The 17,882-nt window shown below is 65.8% G+C and carries 2 protein-coding genes; both read left to right on the forward strand.

Translation table 11 applies throughout. The features are described 5' to 3' along the window. The first annotated feature begins 152 nt into the window (after positions 1-152). On the forward strand, positions 153-11,300 hold the full coding sequence (locus U873_RS0100270; RefSeq protein ID WP_025126325.1) for a non-ribosomal peptide synthetase: 11,148 nt from the start codon (positions 153-155) through the stop codon (positions 11,298-11,300). Further along, complete coding sequence (locus tag U873_RS0100275) at positions 11,300-17,881, forward strand: non-ribosomal peptide synthetase (RefSeq protein ID WP_025126326.1); 6,582 nt, start codon at positions 11,300-11,302, stop codon at positions 17,879-17,881. Before U873_RS0100270 ends, U873_RS0100275 begins: the two co-directional genes overlap by 1 nt. Position 17,882: the final 1 nt, after the last annotated feature.

The following is a 17,882-nucleotide window of genomic DNA, read 5'->3' on the forward strand; positions in this document are numbered from 1 at the left end:
ATGCTTGATTTACCGCGAGAGCCGCTTGCCGACTGCCCTGGGGTTGGTTGCTCCAGTGGTGCGAGGGGTTAATTTTTCGAAGCCTTCATCCGTTCCGTAGGGATGACCGAGCCAATGCTCGATACCCAACAAGTCAGTACGGATGAACCCCGATGAATGCAGAAGACTCCTTGAAGCTCGCCCGCAGATTCATTGAACTGCCGCTGGAAAAGCGCCGGCTGTTCTTGAAGGCTCTGGACAAGGAAGGCGTCGACTTCTCTCTGCTGCCGATTCCTGCGGGGGTTACGGTGCCTGATCGCCAGGCCCTGTCCTACGCGCAGCAGCGCATGTGGTTTCTCTGGCAACTGGACCCGCAGAGCGCGGCCTACAACCTGCCCAACGCGGTCCGTCTGAGTGGGCCGTTGGACAAGGTGTTGCTGGCGCAGGCGTTCAACTGGCTGCTGGAGCGGCATGAGAGCCTGCGCACGGTCTTTGCCCTGGAGGACGATGAACCTCGGCAGGTGATCCGGGACGCGCGGGTCGACATCGATTATCGGGATCTCTGCGACCTCGACCCGGAGCAGCGTGAAGCCCGGGTGCAACAGCAGGCCGACGCCGAGGCGCGCCGGCCCTTCGATCTGCAGCAGGGGCCGCTGCTGCGGGTCTGCTTGCTGGACCTGGGCGAGCAGGAGCATGTGATGCTGCTGACCCTGCACCATATCGTCGCGGACGGTTGGTCGATGGGAGTCTTGATCGAGGAGTTCCTGCACGCTTACGACAGCTTGCTTCAGGGTGAGGCGCCGAATGTCCCGGCGTTGCCGATCCAGTACCGCGACTACGCCCTGTGGCAGCGCAGCTGGCTGGAGGCGGGTGAGCAGGAGCGGCAACTGGACTACTGGCGGGCCAAGCTGGGGGACGAGCATCCGCCGCTGAAACTGCCCACCGATTATCCGCGGCCGGCCCATTCCAGCCGCCAGGGACGGCGCCTGGATTTCGCACTGGAGCAGCCCCTGGCCCAGCAACTGGGCGCCCTGGCGCGCCAGCAAGGGGTGACCCTGTTTGCCGTGCTGTTGGCCGGCTTCAAGCTGCTGCTATCGCGCTACAGCGGCCAGCAGGACATCCGGGTCGGCGTGCCCATCGCCAACCGCACGCGCCAGGAAGCCGAGGGGCTGATCGGCTTCTTCGTCAACACTCAGGTGCTGCGCACCGAGCTGAGCCCGCAATTGACGGTGCAGCAACTGCTGGCCGATATCCGCGAGACCACCCTGGGCGCCCAGGCCCATCAGGACCTGCCCTTCGAGCGCCTGGTGGAAGCCCTGCACCTGGAGCGCAGCCTGAACCACAGCCCGCTGTTCCAGGTGCTGTACAACCACCAGCCCCAGGTCACCGAACTGACCACCCTGCGCAGCCGCTCCGGCCTGGAAGTGCAGGCCTTGCCGCGCAACGAGCGCACGGTGCAGTTCGATTTGACCCTGGACACCTTCGAGCGTGGCGGCCAGTTGCAGGCCGCGTTCACCTACGACTGCCAGCTGTTCGAAGCGCAGACCATCGAGCGCATGGCCGGCCACTGGCAGAACCTGCTGTGGGCAATGGTGCGCGAGCCGCAGTCGGCGCTTGCCGAACTGCCGCTGCTCAGTGCCCAGCAACACCAGGGCATCCTGGCCCAGGGGGTTGGCGCCTCGGAGGTGTTCAGTGCCGAATCGGTCCTTGAGCTCTTTGCCCGCCAGGTCGCCGCGCAGCCTGAGGCGCCGGCCCTGGTATTCGCCGGGCAAGGCCTGAGCTACCGCGAGCTGGACCAGCGTGCCAGCCGTCTGGCCGCGGCGCTGGTGGCGCGCGGCGTGGGCCCGGAGGTGCCGGTGGGTATCGCCGTGGAGCGTTCCCTGGAGATGGTGGTGGGCCTGTTGGCAGTGCTCAAGGCCGGCGGCGCCTACGTGCCGCTGGATCCGCAATACCCCGAACAGCGCTTGAGCTACATGCTTGAAGACAGTGGCGTGCGCCTGTTGCTGAGCGAGGCGGCGGTGCAGCCGCGGCTGCCGCTGGCGGCCCGGGTCGAGGTGTTGTTGCTGGATCAGGCAGAGGCCTGGGAGTCGGCCAGTGACCCGCTGGCACCCTTGCCCGGGATTGCTGCCGGGAACTTGGCCTATTCGATCTACACCTCCGGTTCCACCGGTGCCGCCAAAGGCGTGGGCATCACCCACGGGGCCCTGGCCAACTATGTGCAGGCGATCATCCAGCGCCTGCCGCTGGGGGGCGCACGCAGCATGGCCGTGGTCTCGACCATTGCCGCGGATCTTGGCCACACCACGCTGTTCGGCGCCTTGTGCTCCGGCAGCTGCCTGCACGTGATCGACCTGGATACCGGGCTGGACGCCGACGCTTTCGGCGCCTACCTGCACAGCCACCGCATCGATGTGTTGAAGATAGTCCCCTCGCATTTGCAGGCGCTGATGAGCGGCGAAGAGCCAGCCCGTTGCCTGCCGCGCCAGTGCCTGGTGCTGGGCGGCGAGGCCTGCCCGGCGGCGCTGGTCCGCAGGATCGCGACCCTGGCGCCGGAGTGCGCGGTATTCAACCACTACGGCCCCACGGAAACCACGGTCGGCGCCTTGACCATGGCCGCGGCTGCACTGGCGGACGAGCTGGCGGTGGTGCCCCTGGGGCAGCCCCTGGCCAACGTCCGTGCGCGGGTGCTGGATGCATCCTTGCAACCGGTGGCGCCCGGCACCCCGGCCGAGCTGTACCTGGGGGGCGCCGGCCTGGCTCGGGGTTACCACCAGCGCGCGGCCTTGACCGCCGAACGCTTCGTGCCGGACCCCTTCAGCGGCGATGGGCAGCGTCTGTACCGCACCGGTGACCTGGCGCGCTATCTGGACGGCGGGGCTATCGACTACCTGGGTCGCATCGACCATCAGGTGAAGATCCGCGGCTACCGTATCGAGCTGGGGGAAATCACCGCGGCCCTCAAGCAGTTGCCTCAGGTCGAGGACGCCGTGGCGCAAGTGGTCAGTGTGGCAGGCGAGTCGCAAGTGGCGGCTTATGTGGTACTGGCCAAGGCTCAGGAGCCGGAGGCGGCGTGGCAGGAGATTCGCCGGCAACTGGCGGTGGCGTTGCCCGACTACATGCTGCCGATGCATTTCCTGGCGTTGGACGGCATGCCTTTGACCCCCAACGGCAAGCTCGATCTGCGGGCCTTGCCGCCGTTGCAGCCGCAGGCGCCGGTGGAGGCCTTTGTGGCGCCGGTCAGCGAGCTGCAGCAGGGCATCGCAGCCATCTGGCAGGCGGTGCTCAAGGTCGAGCGGGTGGGCCTGGGCGACAACTTCTTCGCCCTGGGCGGCCATTCACTGCTGGCGACCCAGATCATCTCCCGGGTGCGTCGCCTGCTGGGGGCGGACGTGCCGCTGCGGGTGCTGTTCGAAACCGCGCGCCTGGACGAGTTCGTCGAACAGGTACAGGCCTGCGCCGGCGCCGCAGCGCTGCCACAGATCGAGGCGCTGGAGCGTGACGGGCCCTTGCCGGCTTCCCATGCCCAGCAGCGGCAATGGCTGTTCTGGCAGATGCATCCGCAGAGCACCGCCTACCACACGCCGATCGTGGTCCGGTTGCAGGGGCGGCTGGACCAGGCTGCCTTGCAGCAGACCTTCGATGCCCTGGCCCAGCGCCATGAGGCGTTCCGTACCACCTTCACCCAGCATCAGGAGCGCCTGTGCCAGGTGGTGCATGCACAGGGCGCGATCAGCGTGGCCTGGGAGCGCTTGACGCCGGGCTTGCCCCGCGAAGCCGTCCAGGCCCGCGCCCTGGAGGAGACCCAGCAGCTGTTCGACCTGGAGCGCGGCCCGCTGTGCCGGGCCCGGGTGCTGCAGGTCGCCGAGCAGGACTGCCTGCTGGTGGTGACCTTGCACCACATCATTTCCGATGGCGCCTCCATGAGTGTGCTGGCCCGGGAATTCGTCGCGCTGTACCGCGGCTTGATCCAGGGGCAGGCACCGCAGTTCGAGCCGTTGAGCGTGCAGTACGCCGACTACGCCAACTGGCACCGCAGCTGGTTGGAGCAGGGCGAGCAACAGCGCCAGCTGGATTACTGGCGCCAGCAACTGGGGCTGGAGCATCCGGTGCTGGAGCTGCCTCTGGATCACCCGCGCCAGGCGCTGGTGAGCCATCGCCAGGAACGCCTGGGCCTGCGCCTGCCGGCGGACCTGGAGCAAGGGCTGCGGCGCGTGGCACGGGAACATGACATGACCCTGTTCCAGCTGTTCCTGGGGTCGTTCGCGTTGCTCCTGCACCGTTACTCTGACCAGCCGGATATCCGCATCGGGGTGCCGGTGAGCAATCGTCGCCACCAGGAAATGGAAGGGGTAATGGGCTTCTTCGTCAACACCCTGGTGATGCGCGTCGAGCTGGTGCCGAGCCTGCCGGTAGGGCAGTTGCTGCGTCAGGTCAAGGCTACGGCCCTGGCCGCCCAGGCCCATCAGGACCTGCCGTTCGATCGTCTGGTGGATGCTCTCAAGCCCCAGCGTGCGCTGGACCAGAACCCGTTGTTCCAGGTGATGTACAACCACCTGAGCATTGCCGGGGAAAGCACCGACGGCGCCAGCCTGCCGGGCCTGCAAGCCGAAGAAATGGTCCTGCAGGGCGGTACTGCGCAATTTGACCTGACCCTGGAAACCCTGGAGACCGACGCCGGGATCAACGCTTCGTTCATCTATGCCGGCGAACTGTTCGAGGTCTCCACCGTCCAGAGCCTTGCCGAGCACTGGCGCAACCTGCTGCAAGGCATGCTTGAACCGCAGCAGGCCTTGGGCGAGCTGCCGATGCTGGGCCAGGACGAGCAGCGGCGCATTCGCCAGGATTGGGACCACACCGATGTGGTCTACCCGACCCACCGTTTTGTCCACCAGCTGTTCGCCGATCAGGCGGCCAAGGCCCCGGAGGCGCCGGCAGTGTTCTTCGCCGAGCAGCGCCTGAGCTACCGCGAGCTGGATACGCAAGCCAACCAACTGGCGCACAAGCTGATCGAGCTGGGGGTCGGCCCGGAAGTACGGGTGGCCATCGCCATGCCGCGCTGCGCGGAAATCATGGTGGCCTTCCTGGCCGTGCTCAAGGCCGGTGGGGTCTATGTGCCGCTGGATATCGAATACCCCCAGGACCGCCTGCGCTACATGATGCAGGACAGCGGCGCCTGGCTGCTGTTGACCCAGAACCATCTGCTGCACCGCTTGCCGATCCCGGACGGTTTGCCGACCCTCAGCGTCGAAGGCGCGGCGGATTTTGCAGCCTATCCGGTGACCAGCCCGGAGGTAGCCCTGGCCGAGGAAAACCTCGCCTATGTGATCTACACCTCTGGCTCCACCGGGCTGCCCAAGGGCGTGGCGGTGTCCCATGGCCCGCTGGCGATGCACAGCCTGGCCACCGGCGAGCGCTATGAAATGAGCCCGGCGGATTGCGAGCTGCACTTCATGTCCTTCGCCTTCGACGGCTCCCACGAAGGCTGGATGCACCCACTGATCTACGGCGCCAGCGTGCTGATCCGCGACGATAGCTTGTGGTCGCCGGAGTTCACCTACGAACAGATGCACCGTTATGGCGTAACCGTAGGGGTGTTCCCGCCTGTTTACCTGCAACAACTGGCGGTGCACGCCGAGCGCGACGGCAATCCGCCGGCGGTACGGGTGTATTGCTTCGGTGGCGATGCGGTGCCCCAGGCCAGTTACGATCTGGCGTGGCGGGTGCTGCGGCCGAAGTACATCTTCAACGGCTACGGCCCGACCGAAACCGTGGTCACTCCTTTGATCTGGAAGGCCAAGGCGGGCGATCCGTGCGATGCGGCCTACGCGCCTATCGGCAATATCGTTGGCAACCGCAGCGCCTATGTGGCCGATGCCAACCTCAACCTGTTGCCGGTGGGCGTGGCGGGCGAGCTGTACCTGGGTGGCCTGGGCGTGGCCCGGGGCTATCTGGACCGTCCTGGCCTGACGGCCGAGCGTTTTATCCCTGACCCCTACAGCACCACCGGTGCCCGGCTGTATCGCAGCGGCGACCTGACCCGCTACCGCACCGACGGCCTGGTGGAGTACGTCGGCCGTGTCGACCATCAGGTCAAGGTACGGGGCTTCCGTATCGAGCTGGGCGAGATCGAAGCGCGCCTGCTGGAGCAGGACCCGGTGCTGGAAGTGGCGGTGATCGCCCAGCCAGGGCCGAGCGGCCAGCAACTGGTGGGCTACATCGTGCCGGTGGACGCCGAGGTGGCGTCGAGCAACGAGCGCCAGGCGCAGTTGCGCGAGAGCATCAAGGCGCGCTTGCGGGAAAACCTGCCGGACTACATGGTGCCGACCTACCTGCTGTTCCTCGAAGCGCTGCCGCTGACGCCGAACGGCAAGCTGGACCGCAAGTCGCTGCCGAAAGTCGATGCGCAGCTGATGCAGCAGACTTATGTGGCGCCGCAGAACGAACTGGAACAACAGATCGCGGCGATCTGGGCCGATGTGCTGAAGCTTGAGCAGGTGGGCGTCACCGACAACTTCTTTGAACTGGGCGGCGACTCGATCATCTCGATCCAGGTGGTCAGCCGGGCGCGGCAGGCCGGTATCCGCTTCACCCCCAAGGACCTGTTCCAGCACCAGACGGTGCAGGGGCTGGCCACGGTGGCGGAGCAGGGCGAGGGCGGTTTGCAGATCGACCAGGGCCCGGTGCGTGGGCAAATGCCGCTGCTGCCGATCCAGCAGTGGTTCTTCGATACACCGGTGCCGGAGCGTCATCACTGGAACCAGTCGGTGCTGCTCAAGCCGCTGAAGCCTCTGAGTGCCGAGGCACTGCAGCAGGGCTTGCAAGCCTTGCTCGAACACCACGACGGCCTGCGCCTGAAGTTTGCCGAAGAAGACGCAGCCTGGGTCGCGACTTATGCCCCGCAGGGGCAGGTGACTGCGGCACCGTTGGCGGCGACGCAGGCCGATGCACTGCTGTGGCTGGCGGACGACGCCACTGAAGATTCGTTGCAAGCCCTGTGCGATACCGCGCAACGCAGCCTCGATCTGCAACAGGGGCCTTTGCTGCGTGCCGTGCTCTTCACGTTGCGTGATGGCACCCAGCGCCTGCTGCTGGCCATCCATCACCTGGTGGTGGACGGGGTGTCCTGGCGGGTGCTGCTGGAGGACCTGCATCAGGCCCTGGTACAGCAGGCCGCCGGGCAAGCCATCAAGCTGCCGGCCAAGACCAGCTCTTCCCAGGCCTGGGCCGGCCAGTTGCAAGCCTATGCCCGCAGCGCGGCGCTGCAGCAGGAGCTGGGTTACTGGCAGGCGCAGCTGCAGGGTGTCGATTCGGGCCTGCCCTGCGACCGGACAACGGATCAGGTGGTGATCAAGGATGCCCTGAGTGTCAGCACCGAGCTGGACCCTAGCTATACCCAGCGCCTGTTGCAGGATGCGCCGGCAGCCTATCGCACCCAGATCAACGATCTGCTGCTCACCGCCCTGGCCCGGGTCATCACCCGCTGGACCGGCGACAGCAGCGCCCTGGTGCAACTGGAAGGCCACGGCCGCGAAGAGCTGTTCGACAGCATCGACCTGAGCCGCACCGTGGGCTGGTTCACCAGCGTGTTCCCGGTGAAGCTGACGCCGCAGCCGGCCCTGGCCGACTCGATCAAGCTCATCAAGGAACAGCTGCGTGCCGTGCCCAACAAGGGTATCGGCTTCGGGGCCCTGCGCTACCTGGGGGATGCCGATGCGCAGGAGGCTCTGGCGGCCTTGGCCGTACCGCGCATTACCTTCAACTACCTGGGCCAGTTCGATGGCAGCTTCGATGAGCCGGATGCCTGGTTTGCCCCCAGCGCCGAAGCCAAGGGTGCCGATCAAGGCGCCCAGGCTCCGCTGGGCAACTGGTTGAGCATCAATGGCCAGGTCTATGGCGGCCAATTGAAGCTGGGCTGGACCTTCAGCCAGGCGATGTTCGATACCGCCACCATCCAGCACCTGGCAGACGAGTATGCCAAGGAACTCAAGGCGCTGATCGAACATTGCAGCCAGCCCGAGCACCGTGGCGCGACGCCGTCGGACTTCCCGCTGGCCGGCCTGAACCAACAGCAACTGGATCAGTTGCCACTGGCCCTGGCCGAGGTCGAGGACCTCTATCCGCTGTCGCCGATGCAACAGGGCATGCTGTTCCACACCCTCTACGAGCAGGGCGCGGGCGACTACATCAACCAACTGCGAGTGGATGTGGACGGGCTTGATCCCGAGCGCTTCCGCCAGGCCTGGCAGGCGGCCATCGACAGCCATGACATCCTGCGCAGTGGTTTCCTCTGGCAGGGCGAACTGCCGGCGCCGATTCAGGTGGTGCACAAGCGTATCCGCCTGGACTTTGTCGAGCATGACTGGCGGGCGAACGAGGCCGTGCCGAGCGCCCTGGATGGTTTGGCCGAGGAGGAGCGCCTGCGTGGTTTCGACCTACTGGCCGCGCCACTGCTACGCCTGACCCTGGTGCGCACCGGCGAACAGCGTTACCACCTGATCTACACCAACCATCACATCCTGATGGACGGCTGGAGCAACTCGCGGCTGCTGGGTGAAGTGCTGCAGCGCTATGCGGGGCAGTTCGCCAGCCAGGCACCCGGGCGCTACCGCGACTACATCGCCTGGCTGCAACGCCAGGACGCCCAGCTCAGCGAGACCTTCTGGAAACAGCAGCTGGCAACTTTGGATGAGCCAACCCGTCTGGCCCAGGCCATCAGCCGCGGCAGCCAGGCTCCGGCCGGCAAGGGCTACGCCGCCCATCAACAGCACCTGGACCTGCAACAGACGCAACGCTTGAGCGAGTTCGCCCGGCAGCAGAAGGTCACGGTCAACACTCTGGTGCAGGCTGCCTGGCTGCTGTTGCTGCAGCGTTATACCGGGCAGGACAGCGTGGTGTTCGGCGCCACGGTCTCCGGCCGTCCGGCGGAGCTCAAGGGCGTGGAGCAACAGATCGGCCTGTTCATCAACACGCTGCCGGTCGTGGCTGCGCCGCGTCCGGACATGCCGGTCAGTGACTGGCTGCAGCTGGTGCAGGAACGCAACCTGGCCCTGCGCGATTTCGAACACACGCCGCTGTACGACGTGCAGCGCTGGGCCGGCCTGGGGGGCGAGGCACTGTTCGACAACATCCTGGTGTTCGAGAACTATCCGGTGTCCGAGGCCCTGGCCCAAGGCGCCCCGGCGCAGTTGAGCTTCGGCATGGCGGCCAACCATGAGCAGACCAACTACCCGCTGACCCTGTCGGTGTACCTGGGGCAGACCCTGGCGTTCGACTACAGCTATGCCCTGGAGCATTTCGCCGAGGCGAACATCCGGCAACTGGCGGCCTACCTGGAACAGGTGCTCATGGCGCTGGTGGAGCAGGCGCAGTCGAGCATCGGCGAGTTGGCGTTGACTGGCGCTACCGAGCGCCGCTTGATCGAGGAGCAACGCAGCCGTACTTCGGTGCGAGACCTGTCGCCGCTCTGCGTCCAGCAGTTGATCGAGGCCCAGGCCGCGCGCACTCCGGATGCCGTGGCGCTGCTGTGCGCCGGTGAGCAACTGAGCTATGGCCAGTTCAACCAGCGGGCCAACCAGTTGGCCCATGCGTTGATCGAGCAGGGCGTGGGCCCGGATGTGCGGGTGGGCATTGCCGTGGAGCGCGGGCTGGACATGATTGTCGGCCTGCTGGCGGTGCTCAAGGCCGGTGGCGCCTACGTGCCGCTGGACCCCGAGTACCCCCAGGACCGCCTGCACTACATGATGCAGGACAGCGGCATCCAGCTGCTGCTGACCCAGTCGCCGCTGCTGGAGCGCCTTCGCGACGGAGTGGCTGTGCCCCACCTGTGCCTGGATCAGCAGGGCCTGGACGGCTATGCCCGGAGCAACCCGCAACCGCGGGCGCACGGCGCCAACCTGGCGTACGTGATGTACACCTCCGGTTCCACCGGCCGGCCCAAGGGTGTGGATATCAGCCACAGCGCCTTGACCCAGCATGCGCAGATTTCCCGGGATTATTTCAACATGACGGCTGCGGACCGTGGCCTGCAGTTCTCCACCTTCAACTTCGATGCCTTTGTCGAACAGCTGTACCCGGCGTTGATCTGTGGTGCCTCGGTGGTGATCCGCGGCAAGGCGCTGTGGGACAGCGAAACCTTCTACCGCGAGCTGATCGAGCAGGGCATCAGCATCGTCGACTTGAGCACCGCCTACTGGTTCATGCTGGGCAAGGATTTCGCCAGCCGCGAACCCCGCGACTTCGGCCGCCTGCGCCAACTCAACCTGGGGGGCGAAGCCATGCCGGCAGAAGGCGTGGCGGCGTGGAAGAAGGCCGGCCTGAAACACGCCTGCCTGCTCAACACCTACGGGCCGACCGAAGCCACGGTGAGCGTGACCGCCCATGACTGCAGCCCCTACCTACAGGACGGTGAAACCCTGCCGAGCCAGATGCCGCTGGGCAAGGGCTTGCCGGGCCGTTCCATCTACCTGCTGGACAACAGCGGCCACCTGACCCTCAGCGGCGCCACCGGCGAGCTGATGATCGGCGGCGAGCTGCTGGCCCGGGGTTACCACGACCGCCCAGGCTTGACTGCCGAGCGTTTCATTCCCGATCCGTTCAGCAGTGATGGCGGTCGCTTGTATCGCTCCGGCGATCTGGCCCGCTATGACGCCGAGGGCGTGATCGAGTACGCCGGGCGCATCGACCACCAGGTGAAGATCCGCGGTTTCCGCATCGAAATGGGCGAGATCGAGGCGCGGCTGCTGGAGCTGCCACTGGTGCGCGAAGCCGTGGTGCTGGCCCAGGAGGCGGCCGGTGGTCCACAGCTGGTGGCCTACGTGGTGGCGGCCGCGGGCGTGGCGGCAGAGAGCCCGGAACAGCAGGCACAGGTGCGCGAGCAACTCAAAGCGGCCCTCAAGGAGGTGTTGCCGGACTACATGCTGCCGGCGCACCTGCTGTTCCTTGAGGCCCTGCCGCTGAGCCCCAACGGCAAGCTGGACCGCAAGGCCCTGCCCAAGGCCGACGCCAGCCTGTTGCAGCAGGCCTACATCGCCCCACAGAGCGAACTGGAACAGCAGGTCGCGGCGATCTGGGCCCAGGTGCTGGAGGTCGAGCAAGTGGGCATGAACGATAACTTCTTTGAACTAGGTGGGCATTCCTTGTTGGTAACCGCGATGGTCTCTCGAGTCCAGCTCAAGCTTGGGCGCCAGGTCAGTGTGCAGATGGCGTTTGAATTTCCAACCCTGGGGCTGTTCGTCAGCCAGTTGCAACAGACGCCCGGGCAGGTGCAAGGCGCCGACCTGAGTGCGCTGGAACTGTTGCTCGACGAAATGGAGGCTGTGTAATGGACAACACCACCGCGCTGAAAATTGTCAAAGGCTTCATCCTGCTGCCCCTGGAGAAGCGCAAGGTCTACCTGCAGAAGATGCTCGAACAGGGCATCTCCCCGGCCAACCTGCCGATTCCCGAGGTGCGCCTGAGCCAGGAGCGCCTGCCGCTGTCCTATGCCCAGCAACGCCAGTGGTTCCTCTGGCAACTGGCGCCCGAGAGCACCGCCTATCACATTCCCAAGGCCCTGCGCCTGCGCGGGAAGCTGAACGTCGAGGCCTTGCAGCGCAGCTTCGACAGCCTGATCGCCCGCCATGAAAGCCTGCGCACGCATTTTGTCGAGGAGGCCGACACGGCGCTGCAGGTGGTCGCCCCCGAGGCGCGCCTGGAACTGCTGCGCCAGGCACTGCCGGCCCAGGCGAGCGAACAGCAGATCCAGGCGGCCGTGCAGGACTTCGTCCAGGCCCAGACCCGGCAACTGTTCGATTTGCTGGCCGGGCCGCTGCTCAGGGTTGGCCTGTTGCAGGTGGCCGAGGATGACCATGTGCTGGTCCTGACCCAGCACCACATCGTCTCCGATGGCTGGTCGATGCAGGTCATGGTGGATGAACTGATCGCGCTCTACCTCGGTTTCTGCCAAGGGCAGACGGCGTCGTTGCCGGCGCTGCCGATCCAGTATGCCGACTACGCCCTCTGGCAGCGCCACTGGATGGAAGCCGGTGAAAAGGACCGGCAACTGGCCTACTGGACGGCGCAACTGGGCGGCGAGCAACCCTTGCTCGAACTGCCTCTGGATCGCCCGCGCCCTGCGGTGCAGAGCCATAGGGGCGGGCGCCTGGAGCTGACCCTGGAGCAGCCCTTGAGTGAAACCCTGGGCAGCCTGGCCCAGCGGGAAGGGGTGACCCTGTTCATGCTGTTGCTGGCCTCTTTTCAGACCCTGCTGCACCGCTACAGCGGCCAGGCCGACATCCGCGTCGGTGTGCCCATTGCCAACCGCAACCGGGTCGAGACCGAGCGCCTGATCGGCTTCTTCGTCAACACCCAGGTGCTCAAGGCCGAGATCGACGGGCAGATGTCCTTCAGCCAGTTGCTGCAGCAGGTACGCCAGACCGCCCTGGCGGCGCAGGCGCACCAGGACCTGCCGTTCGAGCAGTTGGTGGAGGCCTTGCAACCGGAGCGCAGCCTGAGCCACAACCCGCTGTTCCAGGTGATGTTCAACCACCAGGTGGAAGCGGCAGGCACAGGCAAACCCCTGAACCTGCCGGGCCTGAGCATCGAGGCCCTGGACTCCCAAGGGCAGTCGGCGCAGTTCGACCTGACCCTGGACACCGTGGAAACCCAGGGCCGGATCGCCGCGTCCCTGGTCTATGCCACCGATGTGTTCGACGCCGCCACCATCGAGCGCCTGGCCGCCCATTGGCGCCAGTTGCTGCAAAGCGTGGCCAGCCAGCCACAGCAGCGCATCGGCCTGTTGCCCTTGCTTGAGGCCGATGAGCAGGCGCAGATCCTTGGTCAGTGGAACCGGCTGCAGCAGGCATTCCCTTCCCGGGCCTGCGTTCATCAGCTCATCGAGGCCCAGGCCGCCAAGACGCCTCAGGCCATTGCCCTGACCTTCGGCGGACAGAACCTGGACTACCAGCAGCTCAACCAGCGGGCCAACCGCCTGGCGCACAAGCTCATCGAACAGGGCGTGGGGCCCAATGTCCTGGTGGGGCTGGCGGTGGAGCGCAGCCTGGAGATGGTCATCGGCCTGCTGGCGATCCTCAAGGCCGGCGGTGCCTATGTGCCGCTGGACCCGGCCTATCCCCAGGACCGCCTGCAGCACATGATGCAGGACAGCGCCATCGCGCTGCTGCTGACCCAGGGGCATCTGCAGCAGGGCTTGCCGGCGTTTGCCGGCAGCACCTGGTTGCTGGAGCAGTCCCTGGACGGCTACCGGATCGACAACCCGGAGGTCGGGGTGACGCCCGAAGACCTGGCCTACGTGATCTACACCTCCGGCTCCACCGGCAAGCCCAAGGGCACCTTGCAGCCGCACCACAACGTCCTGCGTCTGTTCGCAGCCACCCAGCAGTGGTTCCAGTTCGGCGCCGAGGATGTCTGGAGCTTGTTCCACTCCTATGCGTTCGACTTCTCGGTGTGGGAAATCTTCGGTGCCCTGCTGTATGGCGGGCGGCTGCTGATCGTGCCCCAGGAGGTGGCGCGCTCGGCCCAGGACTTCTACCCGCTGCTGTGCAGCGAGGGCGTGACGGTACTCAACCAGACGCCCTCGGCGTTCCGCCAGTTGATGCACGTGGCCTGCAGCGCCGAGCCTGCGCATCGGCTGCGCTACATCGTGTTCGGTGGCGAGGCCCTGGAGGTCAATACCCTGCAACCCTGGTTCCAGCGTTTCGGCGATCAGCGGCCGCGGCTGGTGAACATGTACGGCATCACCGAAACCACGGTGCACGTGACCTATCGTCCCTTGTCCGTGGCGGATCTGAGCCTGACGGGGGCCAGCCCGATTGGCGAGCTGATTCCCGACATGTCCTGGTATTTGCTGGACGGCAACCTGCAACCGGTGCCCAAGGGCTGCATCGGTGAGCTGTATGTCGGGCGTGCCGGGCTGGCCTGGGGCTACCTGAACCGCGGTGACTTGAGCGCGGCGCGGTTTGTCCCGGACCCGTTTGGCGAGGCCGGTGGGCGTCTGTACCGCACCGGCGATCTGGCGCGTTATCAGGCCGACGGTTCAATCGGCTATATCGGCCGTATCGACCACCAGGTGAAGATCCGCGGCTTCCGCATCGAGCTGGGCGAGATCGAGACTCGGCTGCTGGAGTTGCCTGCGGTGCGCGAGGCGGTGGTGCTGGCCCCGGAGGGCCCCGACGGCCCGCAGCTGGTGGCCTACGTGGTGCCCGACGGCCTGGACTGGAACAGCCAGGACCCGGTTGCCGAGCAACTGCCACTGCGCGACGGCATCAAGGCCGGGCTGCGCGAGCACCTGCCGGGCTACATGGTTCCGGCCCATGTGCTGTTCCTCCAGGCGCTACCCCTGACCGCCAACGGCAAGCTCAATCGCGCGGCCTTGCCGGCCATCGACGGTAGCCTGTTGCAGCAGGCCCATGTGGCCCCGCGCAGCGAGCGCGAACAGCAAGTGGCCGGGATCTGGGCCCAGGTATTGAAACTGGAAAAGGTCGGCTTGACCGATAACTTCTTCGAGCTTGGTGGCCATTCGCTGCTGGCCACCCAGGTGATGTCGCGCATCCGTCAGGAGCTGGGCATCGATGCCCCCCTCAAGCTGTTGTTCGAAGGCGAGTCGCTGGAAGATTTCGTCCGCCTGCTGGGGCCGGAAACCACCCAGTCACTGCAGCCGATTCCCCTGGTAGACCGGCAACAGCCGCTGGCGGTGTCCTATGCCCAGGAACGCCAGTGGTTCCTCTGGCAGCTGGATTCCGACAGCAGCGCCTATCACATCCCCATGGTCCTGCGCCTGCGTGGCGCGCTGGATAGCCAGGCCCTGCAAAGCAGTTTCGATGCCTTGATCGCCCGCCATGAAAGCTTGCGCACGCACTTTGTCGAGAGCGCCCAGGGCCTGACCCAGGTGATCGCGGCCCAGGCCCGCTTGCCCATCAGCCAGCAGGACTTGTCCCTGCTAGTGGAGGCCGGCAACACCGATGACTTGATCAAGCAGGTCATCGACACCCAGGTACGTCAGCCGTTCGACCTGCGCCAGGGACCGTTGCTGCGGGCCACCCTGGTGCGCCTGGCACCGGACGAGCATGTACTGGTGCTGGTCCAGCACCACATCGTTTCCGATGGCTGGTCGATGCAGTTGATGGTGGAGGAACTGATCCGGCTCTATGGCGCCCATAGCCAGGGGCAGCAGGCCGAGTTGCCGGCGCTGGCGGTGCAGTACGCGGACTACGCGGCCTGGCAACGGCAATGGATGGAGGCCGGTGAGCGCGAGCGGCAGCTGGATTACTGGTTGCAGCAACTGGAAGGCGGCGCCCAGGTCCTGGACCTGCCCCTGGATCATCCGCGGCCGTTGCAGCAAAGCCACAAGGGCGCGCGCCATGGCATCAGCCTGGAGGGCGCCTTGCCGGGTGCCCTGAAACAGCTGGCCCAGCGCGAAGGGGTCACGCTGTTCATGCTGTTGCTGGCCTCGTTCCAGGTACTGCTGCATCGCTACAGTGGTCAGGCGGACATCCGCGTCGGGGTGCCGACTGCCAACCGCAACCGCGTCGAGACCGAGCGTCTGATCGGCTTCTTCGTCAATACTCAGGTGCTCAAGGCCGAGGTCGACGGGCAACTGAGCTTTAGCGACTTTCTGCGTCAGGTCAAAGGCTGCGCCCTGGATGCCCAGGAGCATCAGGACCTGCCCTTCGAACAACTGGTGGAAGCCCTCAAGCCCGAGCGCAGCCTGAGCTACAGCCCGCTGTTCCAGGTGATGTTCAACCATCAGGCCGCCGCCCGCCAAGGCGCGGCAGTCCTGGAGGTTCCAGGGTTGCAGGTGCAGATGCTCAGTGGCGAGGACGGCACGACCCAGTTCGACTTGAGTCTGGACACCTTCGAGTCCGAGGATCGCCTCTGGGCCTCCCTGACCTATGCCACTGACCTGTTCGAAGCCTCCACCATCGAGCGTCTGGCCCAGTCCTGGCTGCAGTTGCTGCAGGGCATTGTCCAGCAACCCGGGCAGCGCCTGGGGGACTTGCCGTTGCTGGGGGCTGCCGAGCAGAACCGGCTGCTGCACGAGTGGACCCCGGCCACCGGCGAGTTTGTCGGCGAGCACTCTGTACACCAGTGGGTGCAAGCCCAGGTACAGAAAACTCCCGACGCCGAAGCCCTGCTATTTGCCGGCCAGAGCCTGAGCTACGGAGAGCTCAATGCCCGAGCCAACCGTCTGGCGCACAAGCTGATCGAGCTGGGCGTAGGCCCCGAAGTGCGGGTTGGCGTGGCCTTGCAGCGCACCCCGGAAATGGTCGTGGCGCTGCTGGCGGTGCTCAAGGCCGGTGGCGCCTATGTGCCCCTGGACCCGGACTATCCACAGGATCGCCTAGAGCACATGCTGCGCGACAGTCAGGCGCAGATCCTGCTGACCGAAAGCGCCTTGCTGTCACTGCTGCCGTCCGTGGAATCCCTGCAGACCCTGCAACTGGATGCCCAGCCGGGCTGGCTGGATGGCTACTCGACAGACGACCCGGCGCCACGCGCGACTCCGGACAATCTGGCCTATGTGATCTACACCTCCGGTTCCACCGGCCTGCCCAAGGGCGTGGCGATTGCCCATCGCAACGTGCTGGCGCTGATCGACTGGTCGAATCGGGTGTACAGCACTGAAGACCTGCAAGGGGTGCTGGCCTCGACTTCGATCTGCTTCGACCTGTCGGTGTGGGAGCTGTTTGTCACCCTGTCCAGCGGCGGCTCCATCGTCCTGGCCCGCAACGCCCTTGAGCTGCCGGAGCTGGCAGACCGCGACCGGGTGCGCTTGATCAATACCGTGCCCTCGGCGATTGCCGCGCTGCAGCGCAGCGGGCAGATTCCGCCTAGCGTACGGATCATCAACCTGGCGGGTGAGCCGCTGAAACAGGCCCTGGTGGACAGCCTCTACCAACAGCCGGGGCTGGTGCATGTCTACGACCTGTACGGCCCATCGGAAGACACCACCTACTCGACCTACACCCGGCGCGAGGCGGGAGGGCAGGCCAATATCGGCCGGGCCATCAGCAATACCCAGAGCTACATCCTCAGCCCGGACCTGCAACCGGTACCGGTGGGCAGTGCCGGTGAGCTGTACCTGGCCGGTGCCGGGGTCACCCGTGGCTACCTGGCACGCCCGGCGTTGACCGCCGAGAAGTTCGTGCCCAATCCGTTCTCCAGCGACGGCGGCCGGGTGTATCGCACCGGCGACCTGACCCGTTACCGCGCCGATGGGGTGATCGAGTACATCGGCCGTATCGACCATCAGGTGAAGGTCCGCGGTTTCCGTATCGAGCTGGGGGAAATCGAAGCGCGGCTGGTGCAGCAAGCGGCGGTGCGTGAAGCCTTCGTCCTGGCCCATGACGGCGAGAACGGCCAGCAATTGGTGGCCTATATCGTGCCGAGCGAGGCCACCCCGACCGTCGAGGCCCAGGCCGCCCTGCGTGACAGTCTCAAGACTGCACTCAAGGAACACCTGCCGGACTACATGGTGCCGGCCTACCTGCTGTTCCTCGAAGCGTTGCCGCTGACCCCGAATGGCAAGCTCGATCGCAAGGCCCTGCCCAAGGTCGACGCCCAGCAGATGCAGCAGGTCTATGTGGCACCGCAGAGCGAGCTGGAGCAGCAGGTCGCGGCGATCTGGGCCGATGTGCTGAAGCTGGATCGGGTGGGCATGAGCGACAACTTCTTCGAGCTGGGCGGCCACTCCCTGCTGGTGGCTCAGGTGGTGACCCGGGTCAAGCAGCAGTTCGGCGTGGATATTCCCATCAAGTCGCTGTTCGGCGCGGAGAGCCTCGCGGCCTTTGTCGAGAAGGTTCAGGCCCTGCGGCAGACAACTTCTTCGCTGCAGGACGAATTGGCTAAATCTTTGGAGGCCCTCAAACGTTTATCTCCCGATGATCTTGAAAAAATAATTTCTTAGG

Source organism: Pseudomonas sp. PH1b, assembly GCF_000633395.1.
In the GTDB taxonomy this organism is placed as follows: domain Bacteria; phylum Pseudomonadota; class Gammaproteobacteria; order Pseudomonadales; family Pseudomonadaceae; genus Aquipseudomonas.

Bases quoted from the DNA above. Each gene is read 5' to 3' on its own strand.
- U873_RS0100275 (WP_025126326.1), top strand. From the start codon at position 11,300: ATGGACAACACCACCGCGCTGAAAATTGTCAAAGGCTTCATCCTGCTG.
- U873_RS0100270 (WP_025126325.1), top strand. From the start codon at position 153: ATGAATGCAGAAGACTCCTTGAAGCTCGCCCGCAGATTCATTGAACTG.